Origin of the sequence: Umboniibacter marinipuniceus (genome assembly GCF_003688415.1) — a bacterium.
Taxonomy (GTDB): domain Bacteria; phylum Pseudomonadota; class Gammaproteobacteria; order Pseudomonadales; family DSM-25080; genus Umboniibacter; species Umboniibacter marinipuniceus.
In genome coordinates, this window is the sequence record NZ_REFJ01000003.1 from 1 (window position 1) to 19,280 (window position 19,280).

The following is a 19,280-nucleotide window of genomic DNA, read 5'->3' on the forward strand; positions in this document are numbered from 1 at the left end:
TTTTAAGGCGTTTCGCCTAAGTGAAATTACACGCGATACTGCAGCTCTTAGCCAAGACTTCTGACTAGCGACGGGTCACCCCCGTCAAGCAAGGTCGGCAATAATACCGATAGCATTGACCTTCGTCAATATGTTTTTAACGAAGGACTAAATTAGTTTGGGAGCCAACCGATAAGCCGGGTTCTGTCGTGAGCAATCATTCCTCTAGGACTATCGTCACCGATAGTCTCAAGCAACCTACCCGCCTCCAGCGCGGGTCGCGCCAACGGAGGCCTATTTGGTCTTGCACCGAGTGGGGTTTACCTTGCCGTAAGCTGTTACCAGTTACGCGGTGCGCTCTTACCGCACCCTTTCAGCCTTACCGGCTTCCGAAGAAGCTTAGGCGGTCTACTCTCTGCTGCACTTTCCGTGGGCTTTCACCCCCCAGACGTTATCTGGCACTCTACCCTTTGGTGCCCGGACTTTCCTCTACCTATAAATAGATAGCGATTGCCTAGCCGACTCCCAAGCGCGCACCTTACTTAACTAGCTATTCTTGGTCAAGCTCCATTGGTAGATATCCTTAGCGTTTACACCATGGATCTGTGCCGCTATTTTGGCGGCCTTCTTAGGCGGCAACTCCTCATTCAAGAGCGCGAAGGTTTCCTTCACCTTATCATCAAAGAGTTTGACCGCCTGCTCACCAGCGACCATGACCACAAACTCGCCGCGTCGTTGGTTGGCATCCGCTGCGGTGAAATCAACAAGCTCCGCCAGCGTACCTCGAGTAATCGTTTCAAAGGTCTTGGTAAGCTCGCGCCCGAGAACCACCTCCCGTTGCTCACCAAACTCCATTTTCATATCCGCTAAGAGCGCCTCGATACGATGAGGCGCCTCGTAAAAGACAAGAGTACGCTCCTCACCAGCAAGTGAAGCAAGGCGCTTCTGCCTTTGAAGTGGCTTAGCTGGCAAGAATCCCTCAAAACAGAATCGATCCGACGGAAGCCCCGCTGCACTTAGTCCGGCGATTAACGCACAAGCTCCTGGAATGGGAGATACCGTCACGCCATACTCAGGCGCTAAGCTAACCAGGCGATATCCTGGATCGGAAATGAGCGGCGTTCCTGCATCACTTACGAGCGCGCAATTTTCACCGTTAACTATTCGTTCGAGTAATTTACGAGCCGACTCTTCTGAGGAATAATCGTGAAAGCTGATTACAGACGTCTCGATTTCGAACTGAGATAGGAGCCTACGTGTGTGACGAGTGTCTTCCGCCGCTATAAACTCGACCTGCTTCAAGGTGTCAATTGCTCGTAACGTGATATCATTTAGATTGCCGATCGGTGTCGCTACGATATAAAGTGTCGGTTTTAAAGCTTGTGTCAAAATGTGTTCCGCCCCATACAGTAAGGTCAATTATAGATTATGTACTCGTCAGTTATCAGAAGCACTGCAATTGTATTATTCATCGGTATTATCGTTGGCTGCACACCAACAAGCAATCCTGTCGTACCAAGCGTTAATGAAGACACGGCCGTGTACGATTTGCCCGCAGCGCTCACTCACCTAGCTGAACTAACAACAAGTGAACAAATAGAAGAATCGCTGAAACTTACACCTTATATCACAGCCGATAATAGCCAAGTCTTCACACCGTACCTTGAGCAATGGGACAACACATTTCTCAACAACGCAGATCAGACGCGCGTAGCACTAATTCGAGCGGTCATTGCAAATGCTGAAGGTCGCCACGCCGAGGCTGCGGCGCTCTTTAACCTAGCTTCCGATAGACCATCGGTCCAACTTCCCAACGTCGTCGCAATTGACCAGGGCCAACGCGCCGCCGAGAGCTTTGAGCTAGTAGGCCAATACTACAACGCCGCACACGCCGTATTTGATCAGTGTAGTCTAATGATTTCAGACGCCTGCGACCAACGGATTATTCAGCTGCTCATTGAGGAAGAAGTTCAAATTATCGAGGAGGCTAGTTCCTCAGACCCTAGCTGGCGAAGCTGGATAACGCTTACTCTGTTACTTTCTGACTCGCGCACATCTATCGACAAGCAAGGTGAGGCGCTAACGACTTTCATCGATGCTAATCCAAGCCTGTTTTTCAATGACACACCAGAGCTCATCACTCAACTCATTGAACTTTCATTACTTCCACCGCCGAGAACAGCGGTAATGTTGCCACTTAGTGGGCCGCTCGCTGCTTACGGGAGCGCGATTCAAAACGGGATAATACTGTCGCACTACAACATGAGCGTGGCTGGCGGTCGAGTTGCCACGATTGATTTTTACGACAGCAATACCGATGATTTCATGGCGACCTACCTTGATTTAGCCAGCCGATACGACTTAATCATTGGACCGCTACTAAAGGAAAAAGTAGCGCAGATCGCATCGTTAGCGGAAGTCAATACACCCACGCTGTTACTCAATAGCTACGATACCGTTAGTGATAACGAGCAGTTATTTTCGTTTAGCTTAAACTCTGCCGAGGAAGGCGCCGAAGTCGCGAGAATGATCTACAACAATGGCTATCGGCAGCCACTAGTCCTACTTCCCGTTGGAAGCAGTAATGACGAGATGCAACAATCCTTCGAAGCCACCTGGCAGGATCAACTATTGGCTAGCGGTGATACTTCATCACTGGATATCGCGACCACTCGCTTAACCGTAGGAAGCCAGTTCGCAAACGAAATCGCCGGCGCTCTGCATATTGGAAAATCAAGGGAGCGCGCTCGAGCCATCTCTAACGCACTTCAACTTCCTGTAGAGGCGGAAGATAGACGCCGCCAAGATATTGACAGCATCTTTATAAGTGGGTCTCCAATTGAGGCGAGGCAAATAAAGCCTCAAATTGACTTCAATCACGGTAATGACCTAGAGGTCTTCGCCACCAGCAGAGTCTATTCGGGCGAGGTTAATCAAACCCGGAACCGAGACCTAAACGGAGTCTACGTCTCAGTTGCTCCTTGGTCAGTATTCCATGAAGATGAAAGCAACAGGCTGATCTTTTCCTCCGCCGAAGGACAGCCGGCACTTCAAGCTCTTATGGCGCTTGGTGCAGACAGTATGATTATTGGCACTCGACTCAACTACCTCCATTTGGTTCCTGGAACACGCCTCTCGGGCTACACCGGCAAACTTAGCGTGAGCTCGGATCGTTCGATATCCAGGCGCTTGAGCTGGGGTGTCTATAGCAACGGCAATCTAATTCCCATAGCTGATGGCGAAAAATAGCGTTGCTCTTGGTGCTGCCTACGAAGCATTAGTAGTCAGATATCTCATTGCCAATGGGCTTGCTATTATCGCCACTAACTATCGCTGTCGTTTCGGCGAGATTGATATTATTGCAAGCTCACCTGACTCCCTGATCTTCATCGAAGTGAAATATCGTACCGCTAATACCTTCGGACTACCTGAAGACTATCTTACCGCTGCGAAACAACGAAAATTAATTAAAGCAGCTCATCACTTTTTATGTGAAAATCGAGAATATCAGAATCAACCACTCCGATTTGACGTCATTGCGAATAAAAACAGTGAAATCATTTGGATAAAGAATGCTATTGATTGCGAGTCATCATGGATTTAGAACAGTTTATTATCGAGCAGTTTCACGAGAGTATCGCGGCAAAAATGGCCGCCTGTGAAGCCATCGCTGCACCGCTAGCCGAAGCTAGTGAGCTTCTCACCCACACCTTAGTTCACGAGGGGAGAATTCTCGCCTGTGGCTCGGCCGAGGCCGCTAGCGTTGTCCAGCAACTCACCGCAAGCCTGATGCACCGCTTAGAGCGCGAGCGCCCAGCACTACCTATTTTCTCCCTCAACCAAGACGCCACCGCGATTAGCGCAATTGCCAATGATCATGGTCTTGACGATATCTATGCGCGCCAAATCATAGGACTAGGACAAGAAGGCGATAGCCTTGTCATTATCACTCAACAGGAATTTTCTCCAGCGCTACTCACTGCTATCAATGCCGCAAAGAGTCGCGGGATGAGCATTGTAATACTGGGAGGGCCAGACTTAGATTGCTATCTTTCCGCTCTCGGCGAAGATGACATTGAGATAGCAACGCCCATCGAACCGTCCCCTCGGCTAACCGAAGTTCACCAATTGGCGGTTGCATGTTTAATTGAATTACTAGAAGCACAACTTTTTGGAGTAGATGAATGCGACGACTAGGCCGAACTTTAACAATACTTAGTTTAGTTACGCTCACTGTACTGGCAGGCTGTACTAGCATTATTACCGCAACCACTGATGGTCCCATTGAGAATGATGAGCTTGACCGGAGCTTTGGTCGATTTATCGATGACGAACAGATCGAGACAGTGGTTGCCGTTAATATTCGCCACAGTAGTGAGGCACTCGCTGACGCTAATATTTCGGTCGTCAGTTACAACGGTGTTGTCTTGCTAGTGGGGCAACTTACCACTGAGGCAGAGAGAGAACGAGTAACGCAGATAGCACGAGATGTTAAAGGGGTTCGCCAAGTACACAACCAGATCGCTATCAGCGGTGAGATTTCTGCGCTCGCAGGTGCCAATGACGCCTACCTCTCAGCCAAAGTTCGTAGTCGATTCGCCATCTCAGACTCAGACTACGATTTTTCCAATATTAAGGTAGTAACCGAAAACAGTGTTGTCTACCTGATGGGCATTGTTACTCGCTCTCAAGCTGATGTAGCTGTCGATATTGCTCGACAGACGGGGGGCGTACAGCGTATCGTAAAGGTTTTCGAATATGCAGAGGGATAATCTCATGAGCTACAACCTTAAATTGACAGGTTCTACTCTAGAGCACAGTGACTGGACGGAAGCGCTCGAGGCGTTTTCCTCCCTATTTTCAATCAGCCATTCCGACACCGAGAAACTGATGACCATCGCGCCTGTTGTCATCAAACCAGATCTCAGCAGCGAGAAGGCCCATGCACTAGCCAAGCTAGTGGAAGGCTGTGGCCTAGAGTGCTTGGTTGAATCTACCGACGTACAAGACGCATCAATGTCGGCTATCAACGATGAAGCAGATATCTCTGAGGACGAACAGGAAATTCCTGTCGCCACGCAAACACATGAAAAGAAAGGTTTGTTTGCGAAGCTAAAAGCGTTATTTAACCGCGGATAACTTCGATCTCAGTAATGCGGGGGTGGCTCATTCGTTGGCGCTGGGTCACCTTCATCTTTTCGTTTAAGCATCTCGTTGAGATATCGTAATTGCTTTTTGATAACCCGTAATTCTTCGTCCTGCCTAGTCACTACCTCGTTTAAATCAGAAAGCGCCGACTCCTGAAACGCAGTTTGGATTTGCAGCTGCTCTATCTCAGCTTCATAGTTCATCGTCTATCTCCAAAAGTGAATACAATCGTGTTACCAGCTCAACGCCGCGCTGATCTAAAAACATCGCCTGACCAAGAGACCGCGTCACATAGGCCACTGCCAGTCCATGGGTGATATCGGCAAAGGCAAAACTGCCGCCAGCGCCACTATGACCGAAGCCTCCGGACAGCGAGCCAAATTGGGTATCAATTGTACCCTGTGGGCGCATAAAGCCATAGGAAAATGCCATTGGCGTTTGCGTGGTTTGACAGATTCCCTGTGCCACCGTGGTTGCCGGTGACACGGGGTCATCTTTCTGGATACTGCGCAAAAAATCACTATACGCTGCAGCAAGACCGAATGCCGACGCTCTGCCGCTTGCCGCCGGGACCATAGCAGAGGTCCATGATGACTGGTTATGGCCTACCATTAAGGTACTCGGATTCATAAAGGCCGAGCGGGTCATCGGATCGCCGTTTGGGCCTAACTGTCGTTTTAAGGAATGCTCTCGGTATGACTTCAACGGTGCTAGATTAGGTGCCAGGGTCGCTAACTGCTCGGTCTCGCTGGGCGCGCCATAATTAATCCCCGCAACAGAATGAGTAAAACACTCGCCTGTAACCGCCTCAATTAGTTGTGAGACCAACCACCCCCAGAGAAACGGACTGTAGGCAAGTGTCTTGCCACTAAACCAGGGGGACTCGTTGAGTGTAAGTCGACAAATAGCGTCGTAGTCGTAAATGAGCTCACCATCAACCTTTTCATGGAAAGCCACGAAACCACTGCAATGTGACATCAACTGCCCAACAGAGCTCAGCGCCAATGGCTTATCTTTGGGTATCGGAAGCCACTTCCCTAAAGGATCACGGTATGAAAGCTCAGTCTTTGCAACCAATTTAGCAATTGCCATGGCCAGCGCTCCCTTACAGGCTGAATAGCAGATGACTTTCGTATCTTCACACCAAGCTAGACCAGGACTTGACTCTCCACTCACGAGGTTAATCACGCAGCGACCGTCTTGAAATACAACGAAGGCACTACCTTCGTCGCCAAGCTGCCGCATGAGTGAATGGTAAAAGCTACTAAATTCCGAACGCTGATCAGCGGTTATCGCCATAAAAGATTTTACCCACACTCCAGACTAGGACAGAATATGCTTTTTGACTGCCGACTAGGATTAATAATGTTTTCCCGCGAGCAAAAGCTGCTACTTACAGGCCAAATACTCGGCATCATGCTTTATGCGTTCGACGAGCTCGCCATCAACACTATTATGCCTTTTATTAGTTCAGATCTAAATGGCGACCACCTCTACGGCGCAGCATTTTCATTCTACATGATAGGCTCGCTGATCTCGGTAGTTTGGGCGGGCGACAGACTTGATCGCAAAGGACCTATGTTACCGTTAGTGTTCGCTGTTATTGCATTTTCGCTAGGCTTAGTCGTCGCTTCATTCGCCACTTCGATGAACTATTTTGTCGCAGCGAGGTTTCTTCAAGGAGTGGGCGGTGGCGCACTCTATGCAGTGCTGTTTTCATTAACCGCACATTGCTACAGCGAGGCCGTGCGCCCAAAAGTAATTGGGCTTATTTCTGCGGCATGGTTGGTCCCCGCCATGCTAGGGCCCGTTACGGCCGGCTGGCTGAGTGATCATCTAAGCTGGCGTGCGGTGTTTATTCTGCAAGTACCGCTACTGTTCGTCTCACTCACAACCGTCTATGTGGGGCTAAGACACTTCAGTTTCAACTCTACCGGAAGCCCGGCCCGGCGACGCACCATGATACTAGCGTTAGTGATAGCCCTGCTCGTTACCGTCGCTTCGCTCGCACTTAGCTTTGGCACCACACTCAACTATGTAGCACTGGCCCTACTCCTTGTTGCAACGGCTGTCTTCGGCGTTCGGGCAATTTCCCCCGCATCAATGCGCTTACATCGAGCTCCGCAAGCGCGTTTGGCCGCAACTAGGGGACTGGTTCATTTTTCATTCTACGCCGCGGATGTCATGATCCCGCTGATTCTTGTTCGTCAATATGCGTACAGTGCTAGCGAAGCAGGATTAGTCTTAGTCATTGGAGCGCTTGGCTGGACGGCGGCAAGCGCCATCGCAGCGGCTGACCGTGCACGAACTCAGCGTCGCGAACTGATCTTGATAGGAAACGGACTTATCTTCGTTGGGATCTTGGCGTCGATCGTCATTCTGCAGTTGAATTGGACACCGCTATTGTTTGCACTGAGCTGGGTACTCGTTGGCGCTGGCATGGGGCTGGTTTATAACTGCGCTTCAGCACAATTAATGGACAGGGCGCCATCAGATCAAATTGGTAAAACCTCCACCGTTGCAAGTATGTCTGACGCCATAGGCGTGGTGCTTGCAAGCGGGCTGGGGGGTTACCTACTAAATAACCTCAATTTAGTCAGCGCCACCACCCTTCTTTGGTGCCTAGCATTAATCGGCTGTCTCGCTCTGGCGCTTATCATTCCAAGTGAGAAGTGCTTCAGGCTGGGCTAACCGCGCAGCGAGGTATAAACGGAACCCAGTATCTTAGCTGCTTCAACAACCTCCTCCTTGGTACTGAAACGCCCGAAGCTAAATCGTAGCGACGTCAGCGCCAGTTTGGCGGGAACGCCAATTCCGACCAAGACGAAACTTGGATCAACGCTCGCCGAATTACAGGCAGATCCCGAACTTACGGCAAGCCTGTTGAGGGACATCAACAGCGATTCGCCATCAACACCAGCGAAGCTGAGATTCAGATTCATAGGAGATCGGTGTTCCATCGAGCCATTTACATGTATACCTTCTATCCCATCTAGCTCCGCGAGGAAGGCCTTTTGTAGTAGCGATGCATGAGTACGATCTTGGGCTAATTCAGCCGAGGCGATTCGAGCCGCTTCCCCGAATCCAACTATCTGATGAGTAGGGAGCGTGCCAGAACGCATACCGCGTTCATGCCCACCACCATGAATCTGCGCCGCAACCTTAACTTCCGGTGCTCGGCGAACATACAGCGCGCCAATTCCCTTAGGCCCATACATTTTATGAGCCGAAATACTCAACAAATCGATGTTCATCGCTACCACATCAATAGCGACTTTTGCTGCTGACTGAGCACCATCTACATGGAATACGACTTGATTACGGCGACATATTTCACCGATTTCGGCGACGGGATTAACAACGCCAATCTCGTTATTTACGTGCATGATACTCACTAAGATCGTATCGTTACGCAGCGCAGCCTCAACTTGATCGGGATTAATCCGGCCAGATGAATCGGGCTGCAATTTCGTAATCTCAAATCCCTTACTGCTCAAATAGTCACAGGAATCAAGAACTGCCTTGTGCTCGATGGCCGAAGTAATGATATGTTTTCCCTTCGCCGCCAAACTCTCCGCAATTCCCTTAATGGCTAAGTTATCGGACTCTGTTGCGCCTGAAGTCCAGACAATCTCTCGCGGGTTAGCGCCGATCAACTTAGCAACGTGTGATCGAGCTGCTTCAACAGCGGCCTCGGCCTGCCAACCAATAACATGCGAGCGCGACGCGGGATTACCAAAATTGCCGTCTAGTTCAAGACAGTTGATCATTTCCTTTGCCACGCGAGGATCGACAGGAGTTGTCGCGGCGTAATCAAGAAAAATAGGACGTTTCATTAATGCTTCCTCATAGACCTCGCTAGGTCATGTTATCGTTGTTGCTAATTTTCTTCTGTACACCACTGAGAATACCACGAAGGATTGAAATCTCCGCAGACTTAGGATGACTACGATAAAACAATTTTCGTAACCGCTGCATCGTTTGCTTAGGCTCCGCTCTATTGTGGAAGCCAACCTCAACCATTACCTGTTCAAGGTGATCGAAAAAGAATGCCAAGTCGTCACCAGTGGCCAAGGCTTCGTCGGCACTACTCGTTACCGCAGCCGCACCAATATCTAAGAGGGCTAATCGACTTTCGTAGGCCAGTATCTGCGCAGCCGCAGCGACATTTAACGATGAATACTCAGCACTGGTGGGAATGTGTACATGGTAATGACAATGCGCGAGCTCTTCGTTAGTTAGGCCGGTATCTTCTCGACCTAACACCCACGCCACCTCACTCGCCTCACCACTCTTGAGCTTGGCTGCCATAATTGCACTAGCTTCCCGTGGACTTACCAGTGGCCAATCAAGCCCTCGAACACGAGCGCTGGCACCGATAACCAGCTGCTGCCCAGCTAGGGCTTCCGCTAAAGAGTTCGTCTCAATGCGAGCCTCCAGTACCCCCTGCCCTTTGGAGGCCATCGCTTCGGACTGATCATTTACTTCGCATCGAGGCTTAGCCAGCACCAACTTAGACAAGCCCATCACCGCCATCGCTCGCGCCGTTGCGCCGATATTCCCTGGGTGACTTGTTCCTACCATGACCACCGAAACGCGCTCTAACATTAAATAATTCTCGACTAAACTTAAGTTGGAGTGAAGTTTAGCACTACCGAGATATGACTAGCTATAATGAGGAAAAATTCTTATAGGGATGCGGGCAAAGTTTTGTTAAGCTAAGTGCTCGCTAAGTCGAACCGTTTTTTTAAAAAAGAGATTGCCATCATGGAACCCATGCTAACCATAGCGCTTCGCGCTGCGCGTAAGGCAGGCGAGTTAATCGTTCGTGCCTCAGAAGAACTAGAACTTATTAAGGTTGATGAGAAGGGCTTGAATGACTTCGTCACCGAAGTGGATCGCCGAGCAGAAGCTGAGATCATCTACCACCTACGCAAAGCTTACCCTGATCACAAGATATTAGGCGAAGAAACTGGAACCACTGATGGTACTGCCGAATACGAGTGGATTATCGATCCGCTTGACGGCACTCTTAACTTCATTCGTGGAATTCCCCACTACGCTATTTCTATCGCCTGTATCTACCGCGGCAAGGTTGAACATGCTGTTGTTCTCGACCCAGTTCGCCGTGAAGAGTTTACCGCTACTCGAGGTCGCGGCGCTAACCTCAATGGTCGTCGCATCAGGGTCAGCTCGGCGCGAAATTTAGACAGCGCACTGCTGGCAACTGGTATTCCCTTCCGTGGTAAGCAAGATAAGCATATTGAAGGCTACACCAAGGGCATGGCGCAAATTGCGGCCTTGAGCACTGGAATCCGTCGTGCTGGCGCTGCTAGCCTTGACCTCGCTTACGTAGCTACCGGTAGAGTAGATGGTTTCTGGGAACTTGGTTTAGCCAGCTGGGACATGGCGGCGGGCACCCTGCTAGTAAAGGAAGCTGGCGGTCTAGTCACGGACCTAGACGGTGGCCACGACTACCTTAGCAAAGGCCATGTAGTGGCCGCTACGCCAAAGCTAATCAAGCCTATTCTACAAAACGTGCGTCCACACTTGTCACTGTAGCATTTTTGCTTCCCACCCAAGGGCCTTTGCACTCAGCGGGTGGGAAACAACCTCTATTTATCGTCCGTGGTTGCTATGTTTTGCAGTAATTCCGGAACGTCGGTAATGATTCCATCTACACCCCACGCTATCAATTCACGCATTGTCTCACCATCATTTATTGTCCAGACATGCACCTTTAGCCCATTCTCCTGGGCATCGGCAATAAGTTCCGGCGTTACCACTGTCAGGCCAAAATGCGCTAGCGGTATCTGTAAGGTCATCCCTTCACCACTGTACCAGTGAGTCAAACCGAGTTTATGAAGCACAAAGAACCGGGCAACTTCTAAGGTTGGCGAAGACGTCACGACATTTGGGCACATAGCTCTGAACGCCTTCATCGCAACCGTATGAAACGACCCTACGATGACTCGCTCCGATATTTCGTTGGCGATAATAAATTCACACAAGCGCACGGCGGCATGTTCGCTGTTCGGCTTGATTTCCATGACAAAACGCAACTCACTAAATTCATCGGTGACCGATCTTAGTGAAGGAACCCCGATTCCCAAACCACGATATGGATAGCTCGCACCTACGGCCATCCCGTAACCAGCATCAAGCGCCTTAAGTTCCGACAGCGTCAATTCGGCGACTAAGCCATTACCATCCGTGGTTCGATCAACGCGATCATCGTGAATGACCACCAGCTTATCATCGGCGCTTAGATGCACATCCAACTCTAATACGGTAGCGCCAATTGCCGCCGCATGCCGAAACGCAACTAGGGTATTTTCAGGGCGGTGATCTTTTCCGCCCCGATGTGCGATCACATCGAAGCTATTGGAGCTAAAAAAAGAAGGGGGTTCGGTAGGAACGGAACTTGGCCACAGTCTTAATACTGTGTAGATAATTCCCAGCACCAAAAGACTGACGATCAATCGTTTCATAGCGTTACACTCTGCTAAATTATTATTGTTGTTGTTGAATTATTCGCTATTGTGATCGCCTTCGTCAACGGCGTTTCGAAATGCCGCAAATTCGGTCTTCACCTGAATCCATTGCGACATGAACTGATAGCTTTTGGCACCATGATAGTTCATGAGTAGTCCGGTCAGATTTCCCTGTCGGTGGTTCTCAATGCCTAGTTCTAAAATGTGAGCCAGTCGTTCCTTTAACTTAGGTGCCCAATTTTCGTACTTAAACTGCGAGACGAAAGACTTTGTTGGGCGCTGGCACTCATGAAAGTAGTCGTCATCGCGGAATAGACGAACAGCCGCCTCGACAAAGTGGTCGTCGTCATTGGCGATGACGCCCGGCCATTTATCGGAGTCTATCAGCATTCCTTCAGCGCCGATTGCCGAGGTAACAGACGGCGTCCCCATAATAGCCGCCTCTAATAGCTTCCCCTTTAAACCCGCTCCAAATCGCAGCGGCGCTAACAGCAACCGAGCTTCACCGATAACCTTTAGCGCATCCTCTGCTCGGCCTTTCACGCAGAAACCTATTTGTGGTTGATTGAGTTGCATCGCCTTAGGAGGTAAGTAAGCACCAAATATACTGATTGTTGCGCTTGGTTGCCGTTCGCGAATACGTGGCCACAAACGATAAAGCTCTCGAACGCTATCCCAATTTGGCGCATGGCGAAAGTTTCCGATAGCTACCGCGCCGTTGCGTTCGCTTAGCGGTCTTGTTGAGACCGATAATTCATCAGCTTCCACGAGGAATGGAAGTAACACCAAATGTGATTGAGGGACATTGAAACTATCGATCAATAGCCGGTGCTCATAGGGCGAGATAATCAAGCTCAAATCACTTCGATGGATGGCAGCGATTTCACGTTTAAATTTCTCAGCAGATAGCAGCATGCGAGTCTGAAATATTTCCCCCGCCATCACACAACGTCTCCGCTCCTCTCTTAGTGACTGCAGGTCCTCGGTGTCCAAGATCTTCAACGCATTAGGGCAAGCTTTCGCTACCCGCCAACCGAACTGCTCTTCAGTCATAAAACGATCGAAGACGACAAGCTGCGGATCAAAGTCGCTGACATATTCATCAAAACTAGCGCTATTGATCTCGAGTTGCTGCGATTCAAAACCGAAGACTTCGAAGTTCGCCGAATATTCAGTGCGCTCGGCCGCACTCGCGATACAAAGTCGGCTTGCCCCAATCGCCAGCAATTTAGCTAGCGACATGAAGTGGCGCCCCGCCGCCGAAGACGAGGGTTCTGGCCAAACATAGCCAATCATTAATACACGCATAGGGAGTTCCGTTGAATTTGTCGGTATTGTAGCGCAAAAAAAAGGCCCGTGTATTCACGGGCCAAAAGGAGTACAGAGCTGCGTATGAACGCTCTGCTATGCCGACAATAAGCTCTTCTCAGGGGTAAGTCCGTTTTCAACACGCAACTTCGCAAGTTTGACCGCGGCGGAGCCGGCGGTAACACCATTAGCGTTCGCGTAGTCAAACACCGCCGCCAAGGTATTAGATATCTCGGCTATCTGCTGTTCAACATTGATATTCGCTGTTGGTGAATACTGTGAAAATGCGTCGATAATTCCACCTGAGTTCACCGCGAAGTCAGGCGCATAGAGAATCTCTCGCTTCATTAGTTCAAGCTCAACGTCCGGGGTTGCTAGCTGGTTATTGGCCGCTCCGCATACTAAGCCTGTCTGCAACTTAGCGACGGTGTCGCTGTTAAGAATCGCCCCCATCGCACAGGGCGCGAAGACATCCATCGGAAGCGTCATTAACAAGCCTGGATCAACAATCTTGGCACCTAGGGCTCTCGCGCTATCGGCGTTATCTTGGTTTGGATCGGCGCCAAACACGCTGACTCCAGCTTCGATCAACAATTTACATAGGTGGCGGCCAACATTTCCAAAACCTTGGATACCCACGGTCAAGCCAGAAAGATGATTTTGACCATAGCGAACGCGAACGGACTCCTTCATGGCGAAGTAAACGCCTTTCGCAGTACTCGGTGACGGGTCACCTTGGTGCGCTTGAGTGCTCGATACACCGGTTACATAAGGAGTACGCTGAGCGATTAGCTGCATTGCCGAGACACTAGTACCAGAATCTTCGGCCGTAATGTAGCGACCTGACAAGGATTGAACGAAATCCCCCATCGCGCCCCAAGTGGCCGCCGTCGCTTCGCGTGGATTACCGATAATTACGGCCTTACCACCACCAATTGCTAAGCCGGCCAAAGCATTTTTGTAGGTCATACCTTGAGAGAGACGCAGTACGTCATTGATCGCCGCTTCGTCACTCGAATAAGGAAACATTCTACAGCCTCCCATGGCAGGACCTAAACGCGAATCGTGTATCGCGATAATCGCCTTTAAGCCACTGGCTCGACACTCATGAAATACCACATTTTCATGCTGATCGAAGTTTCTATTACTAAAGACACTCATTAAGCTTCCTCATTCACTTTATTATTATCATTACTAAGGTTGGTTACAGGAATCCGCTCAGCGAGCATTGCTCCCATGGCATGCTGCAGTTGCTGACGATACTCGGGCACTGCGGCGGCCTTGATATGACCATAGCCACGAAGCGACATCGGTAGCGCAGCCACCTCAAGCGCGATATCAAAGTTTTCAACGGTAATCCGCTTTGAAAGTGTCTTAAGCACCTCTCGATATTCTTCGATGAGTTCGCGCTCTTCGACTCGATCTTTGTGGTAGCCAAATACATCAAAACGGGTGCCACGTAACATTTTGAACTTGGCTAGGCCCGATAACACCGGCGTTAGCCAAGCACCGAAGCGGCGTTTGTGAATTCGCCCGTCACTGCCCTGCTTAGCCAGCAGGGGCGGAGCTAAGTTATAGGCAACCTTAAAGCCATCTTCAAACTGCGCTGCTAGCGACTTCTTGAAAGCGCTTGTGGTTTGCAATCGAGCAACCTCGTATTCGTCCTTATAGGCCATCAGTTTGAATAGCGACCTCGCAACCGCTGTAGAAAGGGGTAACGAACTGTCATCAAACAGCGCCTTCTCTGCTTCGGCAACGGCCGCAACATCCGCAACAAATTGTTGTGCATAGCGTTCGTTTTGATATTCAACTAGGCGTTCAAATCGATCGTCGACGACGTCTTGGTAGTCATTTAATAGCACAACCTCTTGGTGAACCTTGGCGGAAAATGCACTTGGATCATGCGCGAGTAGTCGACCGAGTTCGAAGGCTCGTTTGTTCTGATCAATCGCTACTCCATTCAATTCAATCGCTCGAAACATAGCTTCTTGAGAAACAGGGAGCAGTCCGCGCTGATAAGCGCACCCCATCAACATCAGGTTCGAGCCAATTGAATCGCCGAGGAGTTGCTCGGCAAGGTCGGTAGCATGATAGAAGGCGACCCGATCAGCGCCTAAATGGCCTGAAATCTCAGCCTTGATCGCTTCCATTGGCAGCGCATGGTCGCGATCTTTAAATATCTCAGAGGTGGGTGTATCCACTTCATTAATAATGGCAAATGAACGCTGACTATCAACCTTTGCCAGGGACTCGTCACTGCCCGCGACAACTAAATCACAGCCTAGTAAAAGGTCTGCTTCGCCGGCGGGAACGCGGACGGCGAAAATATCTTCTTGCTTGGCTGCTACGCGAACGTGGCAAACTACCGCACCAAACTTCTGCGCTAGGCCAGTTTGATTCATCGTTGCGCAACCCTTGCCTTCAAGGTGAGCCGCCATAGCAATCAGGCTCGTTACGGTGAGTACACCTGTACCGCCAACACCTGTAGCGACAATATTCCACGGCTTATCTAAGCTCACTTGCTGCTTGGGCTCTGGAATCGCTATCTGCGGCAGATCGCCTTGAGCTGTCTGCTTTCGTAAGGTTCCCTCAACGCTAACAAAACTTGGGCAGAAACCTTTCACACAGCTGAAATCCAGGTTACAGGCGCTTTGGTCTATCCGGCGCTTAACCCCGAGTTCGGTCTTCAATGGCTGAAGTGACAGACAATTTGATGCTACGCCGCAATCACCGCACCCCTCGCAAACCTCCGGATTAATAATCAAGCGCTCTTTTGGTGTTGGGAACGCATTCTTTTTGCGTCGACGACGTTTCTCGGAAGCACAGGTTTGCTGGTATACAATAACCGTACATCCCGGTGTTTCGCGCAAGTCTCGCTGCACCGCATCAAGGTCATCTCGCCAGTGAACACTGACTCCGTCAAATGGTGCGTTAGGCATGACATTATCAACTTCCTTGGGGTCAATCACCCAAGCTATTCGATCTACCCCTTCACCTTTCAATTGAAAGAGTAAGCGATCAATACTTAGCTCACCGTCAATTGGCTGGCCGCCGGTCATCGCAACGGCATCATTAAAGAGAATCTTATAGGTGATATTAACCTTTGCTGAGACCGCTTGACGAATTGCCAAAATACCCGAATGGAAATAGGTACCATCACCCAAGTTCTGGAATACGTGTTTCGTTGAGGTAAACGGAGCCTGCCCTACCCAAGTCACACCTTCGCCACCCATCTGAGTAAAGCTGACGCCTTCGCGCTCGCCCGGCATCCAAGTTGCCATATAATGACAGCCGATACCTGCCATGGCCCTGGAACCTTCGGGTACTTTCGTGGAGGTGTTGTGTGGACAACCTGAGCAATAGTGGGGAGATCGTTCAACTAGCGGTTTTCGAGCAAAAAGCGCGAGCTCTTTGTTATTAATAAAATCTAAACGCTGCTGAACAATGTCTGACGTAAAGAACCGAGCAATCCGGTGCGCAATCACGCGAGCAATCATCGCTGGCGTTAATTCACTTAAGTTTGGTAATAGATCTTTGCCAGCCTCGTCAAACTCGCCTACCACCCGTGGACGCTGTTCGGTAGGCCAGTTATAGAGTTGGCCGGTGAGCTGATCTTCAATAATCGAACGCTTTTCCTCGACGACCAAAATCTCATCAAGCCCTTCGGCGAATTGATGAGTAACAACCGGTTCAAGCGGCCAACTCATCCCGACCTTGTATACGCGAAGTCCAATGTTTGCCGCTAAGCCTTCGTCTATACCCAAATCATCCAGTGCTTGCATTACATCAAGATAGGACTTACCTGTGGTGATGATACCTAACCGTGGCTTGTCCGAGTCAATCACAATCTTATTTAGGTTATTAACCCTAGCGAACTCGCGCGCTGCGTAAATCTTGTATTTGTTAAGCCGCTCCTCTTGCTCAAGCGGGCGATCTGGCCAGCGGGCGTGGACGCCTCCTTCCGGCAACGCAAAGTCATTAGGAATCTTTATTTCAATCCGATTTGGATCAATGTTGGCGGAAATCGCCGAGTCCATGTTCTCAGTAATTGCCTTCAACGCAACCCAACAACCACAGTAACGAGAGAGCTCCCAACCAAAAATACCAAGATCTAGCACTTCCTGTACATTGGACGGATTTAGAACTGGGACCGACGCGCCGATAAACATATGCTCACTCTGGTGAGGCAAGGTAGAGGACTTACAGGCGTGATCATCACCCGCCACAGCTAGGACACCGCCGTACTTGGAAGTACCGGCCGCATTCGCATGCTTAATCACATCCATCGAACGATCCACGCCCGGTCCCTTGCCGTACCACATGGAGAATACACCGTCGTAGTTCGCTCCTGGATTGAAGTTTACTTGCTGCGTTCCCCATACGGCTGTCGCAGCAAGATCTTCGTTAATACCAGGCTGAAATTTAACGTGATTCTCTTCGAGGTAGTTTCGCGCTCGCCAAAGCGCTTGATCGACACCGCCTAACGGAGAGCCACGATATCCCGAAATAAAGCCGGCGGTATTGATGCCGCGCGCAAGGTCGCGCTGACGCTGAAGAAGAGGCAATCTTACGAGCGCCTCAATACCAGTCATATAGGCACGTTTGGCCTCTGGGTTGTACTTATCGTCGAGCGTTACCGACTTATCGATCATAATTGCTACTCCACCACTTCATTTTTGTTATAAGATCAGGCGATTAGTTGTTACATAATCTTAGAATCTCCGCAGTGAAATTGTTATTTCCAATAAGCTTACTTTTCTTTTAATTTGAATTTTTTATTCAACTTACAAGTGAATTATGTATATAATTTACAAAAAAAGAATTCCACTTAGATAAGGAGAGGCTTGTGACAGAGCTCGACCAACAGGACAAGCGCATTTTGAACGTTCTTCAGCAAGATGCTTCGCTCACTTCGTCAGAGATTGCTGAGCGCGTTAATATGAGCCAATCGCCTTGCTGGCGTCGGATCAAAAGATTGCAAGATTTGGGTGTCATTAAGCGCCAAGTAGCCATCCTGAACCGAGAGTCAGTTGGTGTGGATATTGTTGTCTTTGCAACCGTGAACCTGGCGGCACAAAGTAATCTCGATCTCAATGCCTTCGAAGAGGCTATGTCCACAGAGCCACTGGTTGTTGAATGCTATACCATGGCCGGAACGTGGGATTACATGCTAAAAATTATCACCAAAGATATTAAGAGCTACGAGCACTTTATCCGCCATACGTTGACCGCGAACAAACTGGTACGAGAGATTCACTCGCATATCGCCGTAACCGAGATTAAAAACAGCACCGCGCTGCCGCTGGATTAGCAAGCCTTGGCTTAGCGCGCTGAAGAGTGCAACGCCTAGAGCCGAATACTGATGTAAAAAAAATGCCCGTTACTGACACAGTAGCGGGCATTTTTTTTAGTTTAAACGGTGCGTTAAACAACACCGTTAGGGTCAATTTCCTCTTTCTCTTTGAGGAGTAAATCCTCTCGAGAGAGCTTCATCGACATTAACGCGTTTGCAGACAAGTAAATCGATGAATAAGTACCCACAACGATACCGATGAGCAAGGCTGACGCAAAACCGTGAATCATCTCACCACCGAAGTAGAATAACGAAAGCACAACTAACAAGGTGGTAAACGAGGTAATTACCGTACGCTCTAAGGTTTGAGTGATGGCGAAATTGATCACGTATGCCGCGTCATCACTACGCAACTTACGGAAATTCTCGCGAATATGATCTGAGACAACAATCGTGTCATTCAAAGAGTAGCCAATGACCGCTAACACCGCGGCTAGAACCGTCAGATCAAACGACCACTGAAAGAACGAAAAGATACCTACAGTGATGATCACGTCATGCGCCAAGGCTGCCACGGCACCAATCGAGAACTTATACTGGAAGCGTACCGATACATAGACCATCATTACCGCCAACGCCGCCAGCATAGCTAATACGCCCTGCTCTCGAAGTTCATTACCTACCTGAGGACCAACAAACTCACCCCGCTTTAGGACAATACGCTCACCTGATTCGCGCAACGTAGTGAGGACACTGTCCGATAGTTGGGCACTACCCGTTCCCTGCATACGAACCATCACGTCACGTTCTGAGCCGTAGTTTACAACGGTAAAATGGGCGAAGCCGGCTTCGTTTAACTGCTCTCTAATTGCCGTTAGCTCTGCCGGTTGTTCATACTCCAGCTCCAGCAAGGTTCCGCCAGTAAAATCTAAGCCGAAATTTAGCCCTTTAGTGGCAATGGATGCGATAGACGCCACCACTAAGATGGCTGAAAATAGTGCCGCCCACTTACGACGCGACATGAAATCAATTGTTTTTTGCTCACTCATAACTCGCTC

18 protein-coding genes and 1 other RNA gene are annotated in these 19,280 nt (G+C 49.7%); 8 read left to right on the forward strand and 11 right to left on the reverse strand.

Annotated features, from left to right (window positions below):
- Nucleotides 1-156: 156 nt before the first annotated feature.
- An RNA gene (rnpB, locus tag DFR27_RS06260) (RNase P RNA component class A) lies at nucleotides 157-505 on the reverse strand.
- Between the two features lie 20 nt (nucleotides 506-525).
- A complete protein-coding gene (gene rsmI / locus DFR27_RS06265) occupies nucleotides 526-1,371 on the reverse strand; it encodes a 16S rRNA (cytidine(1402)-2'-O)-methyltransferase (protein WP_121876972.1) in 846 nt (281 codons plus the stop codon).
- Between the two features lie 36 nt (nucleotides 1,372-1,407).
- Here rsmI and DFR27_RS06270 point away from each other — a divergent pair, with 36 nt between their 5' ends.
- Genes DFR27_RS06270 through DFR27_RS06290 form a run of 5 tightly spaced genes read left to right on the forward strand, consistent with a single transcriptional unit; the run spans nucleotide 1,408 to nucleotide 5,118 of the window.
- Nucleotides 1,408-3,228: a penicillin-binding protein activator gene (locus DFR27_RS06270; RefSeq protein ID WP_121876616.1), complete on the forward strand. Its 1,821-nt coding sequence runs from the start codon at nucleotides 1,408-1,410 to the stop codon at nucleotides 3,226-3,228.
- Complete coding sequence (locus tag DFR27_RS06275; protein WP_121876617.1) at nucleotides 3,215-3,583, forward strand: YraN family protein; 369 nt, start codon at nucleotides 3,215-3,217, stop codon at nucleotides 3,581-3,583. The genes DFR27_RS06270 and DFR27_RS06275 overlap by 14 nt, the downstream gene beginning before the upstream one ends.
- Nucleotides 3,574-4,176, forward strand: coding sequence for an SIS domain-containing protein (locus DFR27_RS06280; RefSeq protein ID WP_121876618.1), 603 nt, complete (start codon nucleotides 3,574-3,576; stop codon nucleotides 4,174-4,176). Before DFR27_RS06275 ends, DFR27_RS06280 begins: the two co-directional genes overlap by 10 nt.
- Nucleotides 4,164-4,751: a BON domain-containing protein gene (locus tag DFR27_RS06285; RefSeq protein WP_121876619.1), complete on the forward strand. Its 588-nt coding sequence runs from the start codon at nucleotides 4,164-4,166 to the stop codon at nucleotides 4,749-4,751. The genes DFR27_RS06280 and DFR27_RS06285 overlap by 13 nt, the downstream gene beginning before the upstream one ends.
- Before the next feature lie 4 nt (nucleotides 4,752-4,755).
- Nucleotides 4,756-5,118: a hypothetical protein gene (locus DFR27_RS06290; protein WP_121876620.1), complete on the forward strand. Its 363-nt coding sequence runs from the start codon at nucleotides 4,756-4,758 to the stop codon at nucleotides 5,116-5,118.
- An 8-nt stretch (nucleotides 5,119-5,126) separates the two neighbouring features.
- Here the strand turns inward: DFR27_RS06290 and DFR27_RS06295 are convergent, their stop codons facing one another.
- Both DFR27_RS06295 and DFR27_RS06300 read right to left on the reverse strand, forming a co-directional pair.
- Nucleotides 5,127-5,330, reverse strand: coding sequence for a SlyX family protein (locus DFR27_RS06295; protein ID WP_121876621.1), 204 nt, complete (start codon nucleotides 5,328-5,330; stop codon nucleotides 5,127-5,129).
- Nucleotides 5,320-6,426, reverse strand: a complete 1,107-nt coding sequence (locus DFR27_RS06300) for a serine hydrolase (RefSeq protein WP_121876622.1) — start codon at nucleotides 6,424-6,426, stop codon at nucleotides 5,320-5,322. The genes DFR27_RS06295 and DFR27_RS06300 overlap by 11 nt, the downstream gene beginning before the upstream one ends.
- A gap of 66 nt (nucleotides 6,427-6,492) precedes the next feature.
- Between DFR27_RS06300 and DFR27_RS06305 the strand changes: the two genes are divergently transcribed.
- The gene (locus DFR27_RS06305) at nucleotides 6,493-7,818 is read left to right on the forward strand and encodes an MFS transporter (protein ID WP_170150802.1); all 1,326 of its coding nucleotides are present in this window, start codon (nucleotides 6,493-6,495) and stop codon (nucleotides 7,816-7,818) included.
- Here the strand turns inward: DFR27_RS06305 and DFR27_RS06310 are convergent.
- Both DFR27_RS06310 and DFR27_RS06315 read right to left on the reverse strand, forming a co-directional pair.
- Nucleotides 7,815-8,963, reverse strand: coding sequence for an IscS subfamily cysteine desulfurase (locus DFR27_RS06310; RefSeq protein WP_121876624.1), 1,149 nt, complete (start codon nucleotides 8,961-8,963; stop codon nucleotides 7,815-7,817). The two genes, DFR27_RS06305 and DFR27_RS06310, sit on opposite strands and share 4 nt — an antisense overlap.
- Before the next feature lie 22 nt (nucleotides 8,964-8,985).
- Complete coding sequence (locus tag DFR27_RS06315) at nucleotides 8,986-9,735, reverse strand: RNA methyltransferase (RefSeq protein WP_121876625.1); 750 nt, start codon at nucleotides 9,733-9,735, stop codon at nucleotides 8,986-8,988.
- A gap of 159 nt (nucleotides 9,736-9,894) precedes the next feature.
- Between DFR27_RS06315 and DFR27_RS06320 the strand changes: the two genes are divergently transcribed.
- Nucleotides 9,895-10,689, forward strand: a complete 795-nt coding sequence (locus DFR27_RS06320; RefSeq protein WP_121876626.1) for an inositol monophosphatase family protein — start codon at nucleotides 9,895-9,897, stop codon at nucleotides 10,687-10,689.
- Between the two features lie 53 nt (nucleotides 10,690-10,742).
- Here the strand turns inward: DFR27_RS06320 and DFR27_RS06325 are convergent, their stop codons facing one another.
- The 4 genes from DFR27_RS06325 to DFR27_RS06340 all read right to left on the reverse strand — a co-directional run bounded on the left by DFR27_RS06325 (nucleotide 10,743) and on the right by DFR27_RS06340 (nucleotide 17,581).
- Entirely contained in the window at nucleotides 10,743-11,618 is an 876-nt protein-coding gene (locus DFR27_RS06325; protein ID WP_121876627.1) for a glycerophosphodiester phosphodiesterase family protein, read from the reverse strand.
- 39 nt (nucleotides 11,619-11,657) lie between these two features.
- Entirely contained in the window at nucleotides 11,658-12,929 is a 1,272-nt protein-coding gene (locus DFR27_RS06330) for a glycosyltransferase (protein WP_121876628.1), read from the reverse strand.
- Between the two features lie 96 nt (nucleotides 12,930-13,025).
- Nucleotides 13,026-14,090, reverse strand: coding sequence for a Glu/Leu/Phe/Val family dehydrogenase (locus DFR27_RS06335; protein WP_121876629.1), 1,065 nt, complete (start codon nucleotides 14,088-14,090; stop codon nucleotides 13,026-13,028).
- On the reverse strand, nucleotides 14,090-17,581 hold the full coding sequence (locus DFR27_RS06340; RefSeq protein ID WP_121876630.1) for an indolepyruvate ferredoxin oxidoreductase family protein: 3,492 nt from the start codon (nucleotides 17,579-17,581) through the stop codon (nucleotides 14,090-14,092). The genes DFR27_RS06335 and DFR27_RS06340 overlap by 1 nt, the downstream gene beginning before the upstream one ends.
- 194 nt (nucleotides 17,582-17,775) lie before the next feature.
- Between DFR27_RS06340 and DFR27_RS06345 the strand changes: the two genes are divergently transcribed.
- On the forward strand, nucleotides 17,776-18,240 hold the full coding sequence (locus DFR27_RS06345) for an Lrp/AsnC family transcriptional regulator (RefSeq protein ID WP_121876631.1): 465 nt from the start codon (nucleotides 17,776-17,778) through the stop codon (nucleotides 18,238-18,240).
- A 113-nt stretch (nucleotides 18,241-18,353) separates the two neighbouring features.
- Here the strand turns inward: DFR27_RS06345 and secF are convergent, their stop codons facing one another.
- Complete coding sequence (gene secF, locus DFR27_RS06350; RefSeq protein ID WP_121876632.1) at nucleotides 18,354-19,271, reverse strand: protein translocase subunit SecF; 918 nt, start codon at nucleotides 19,269-19,271, stop codon at nucleotides 18,354-18,356.
- Between the last annotated feature and the right edge of the window lie 9 nt (nucleotides 19,272-19,280).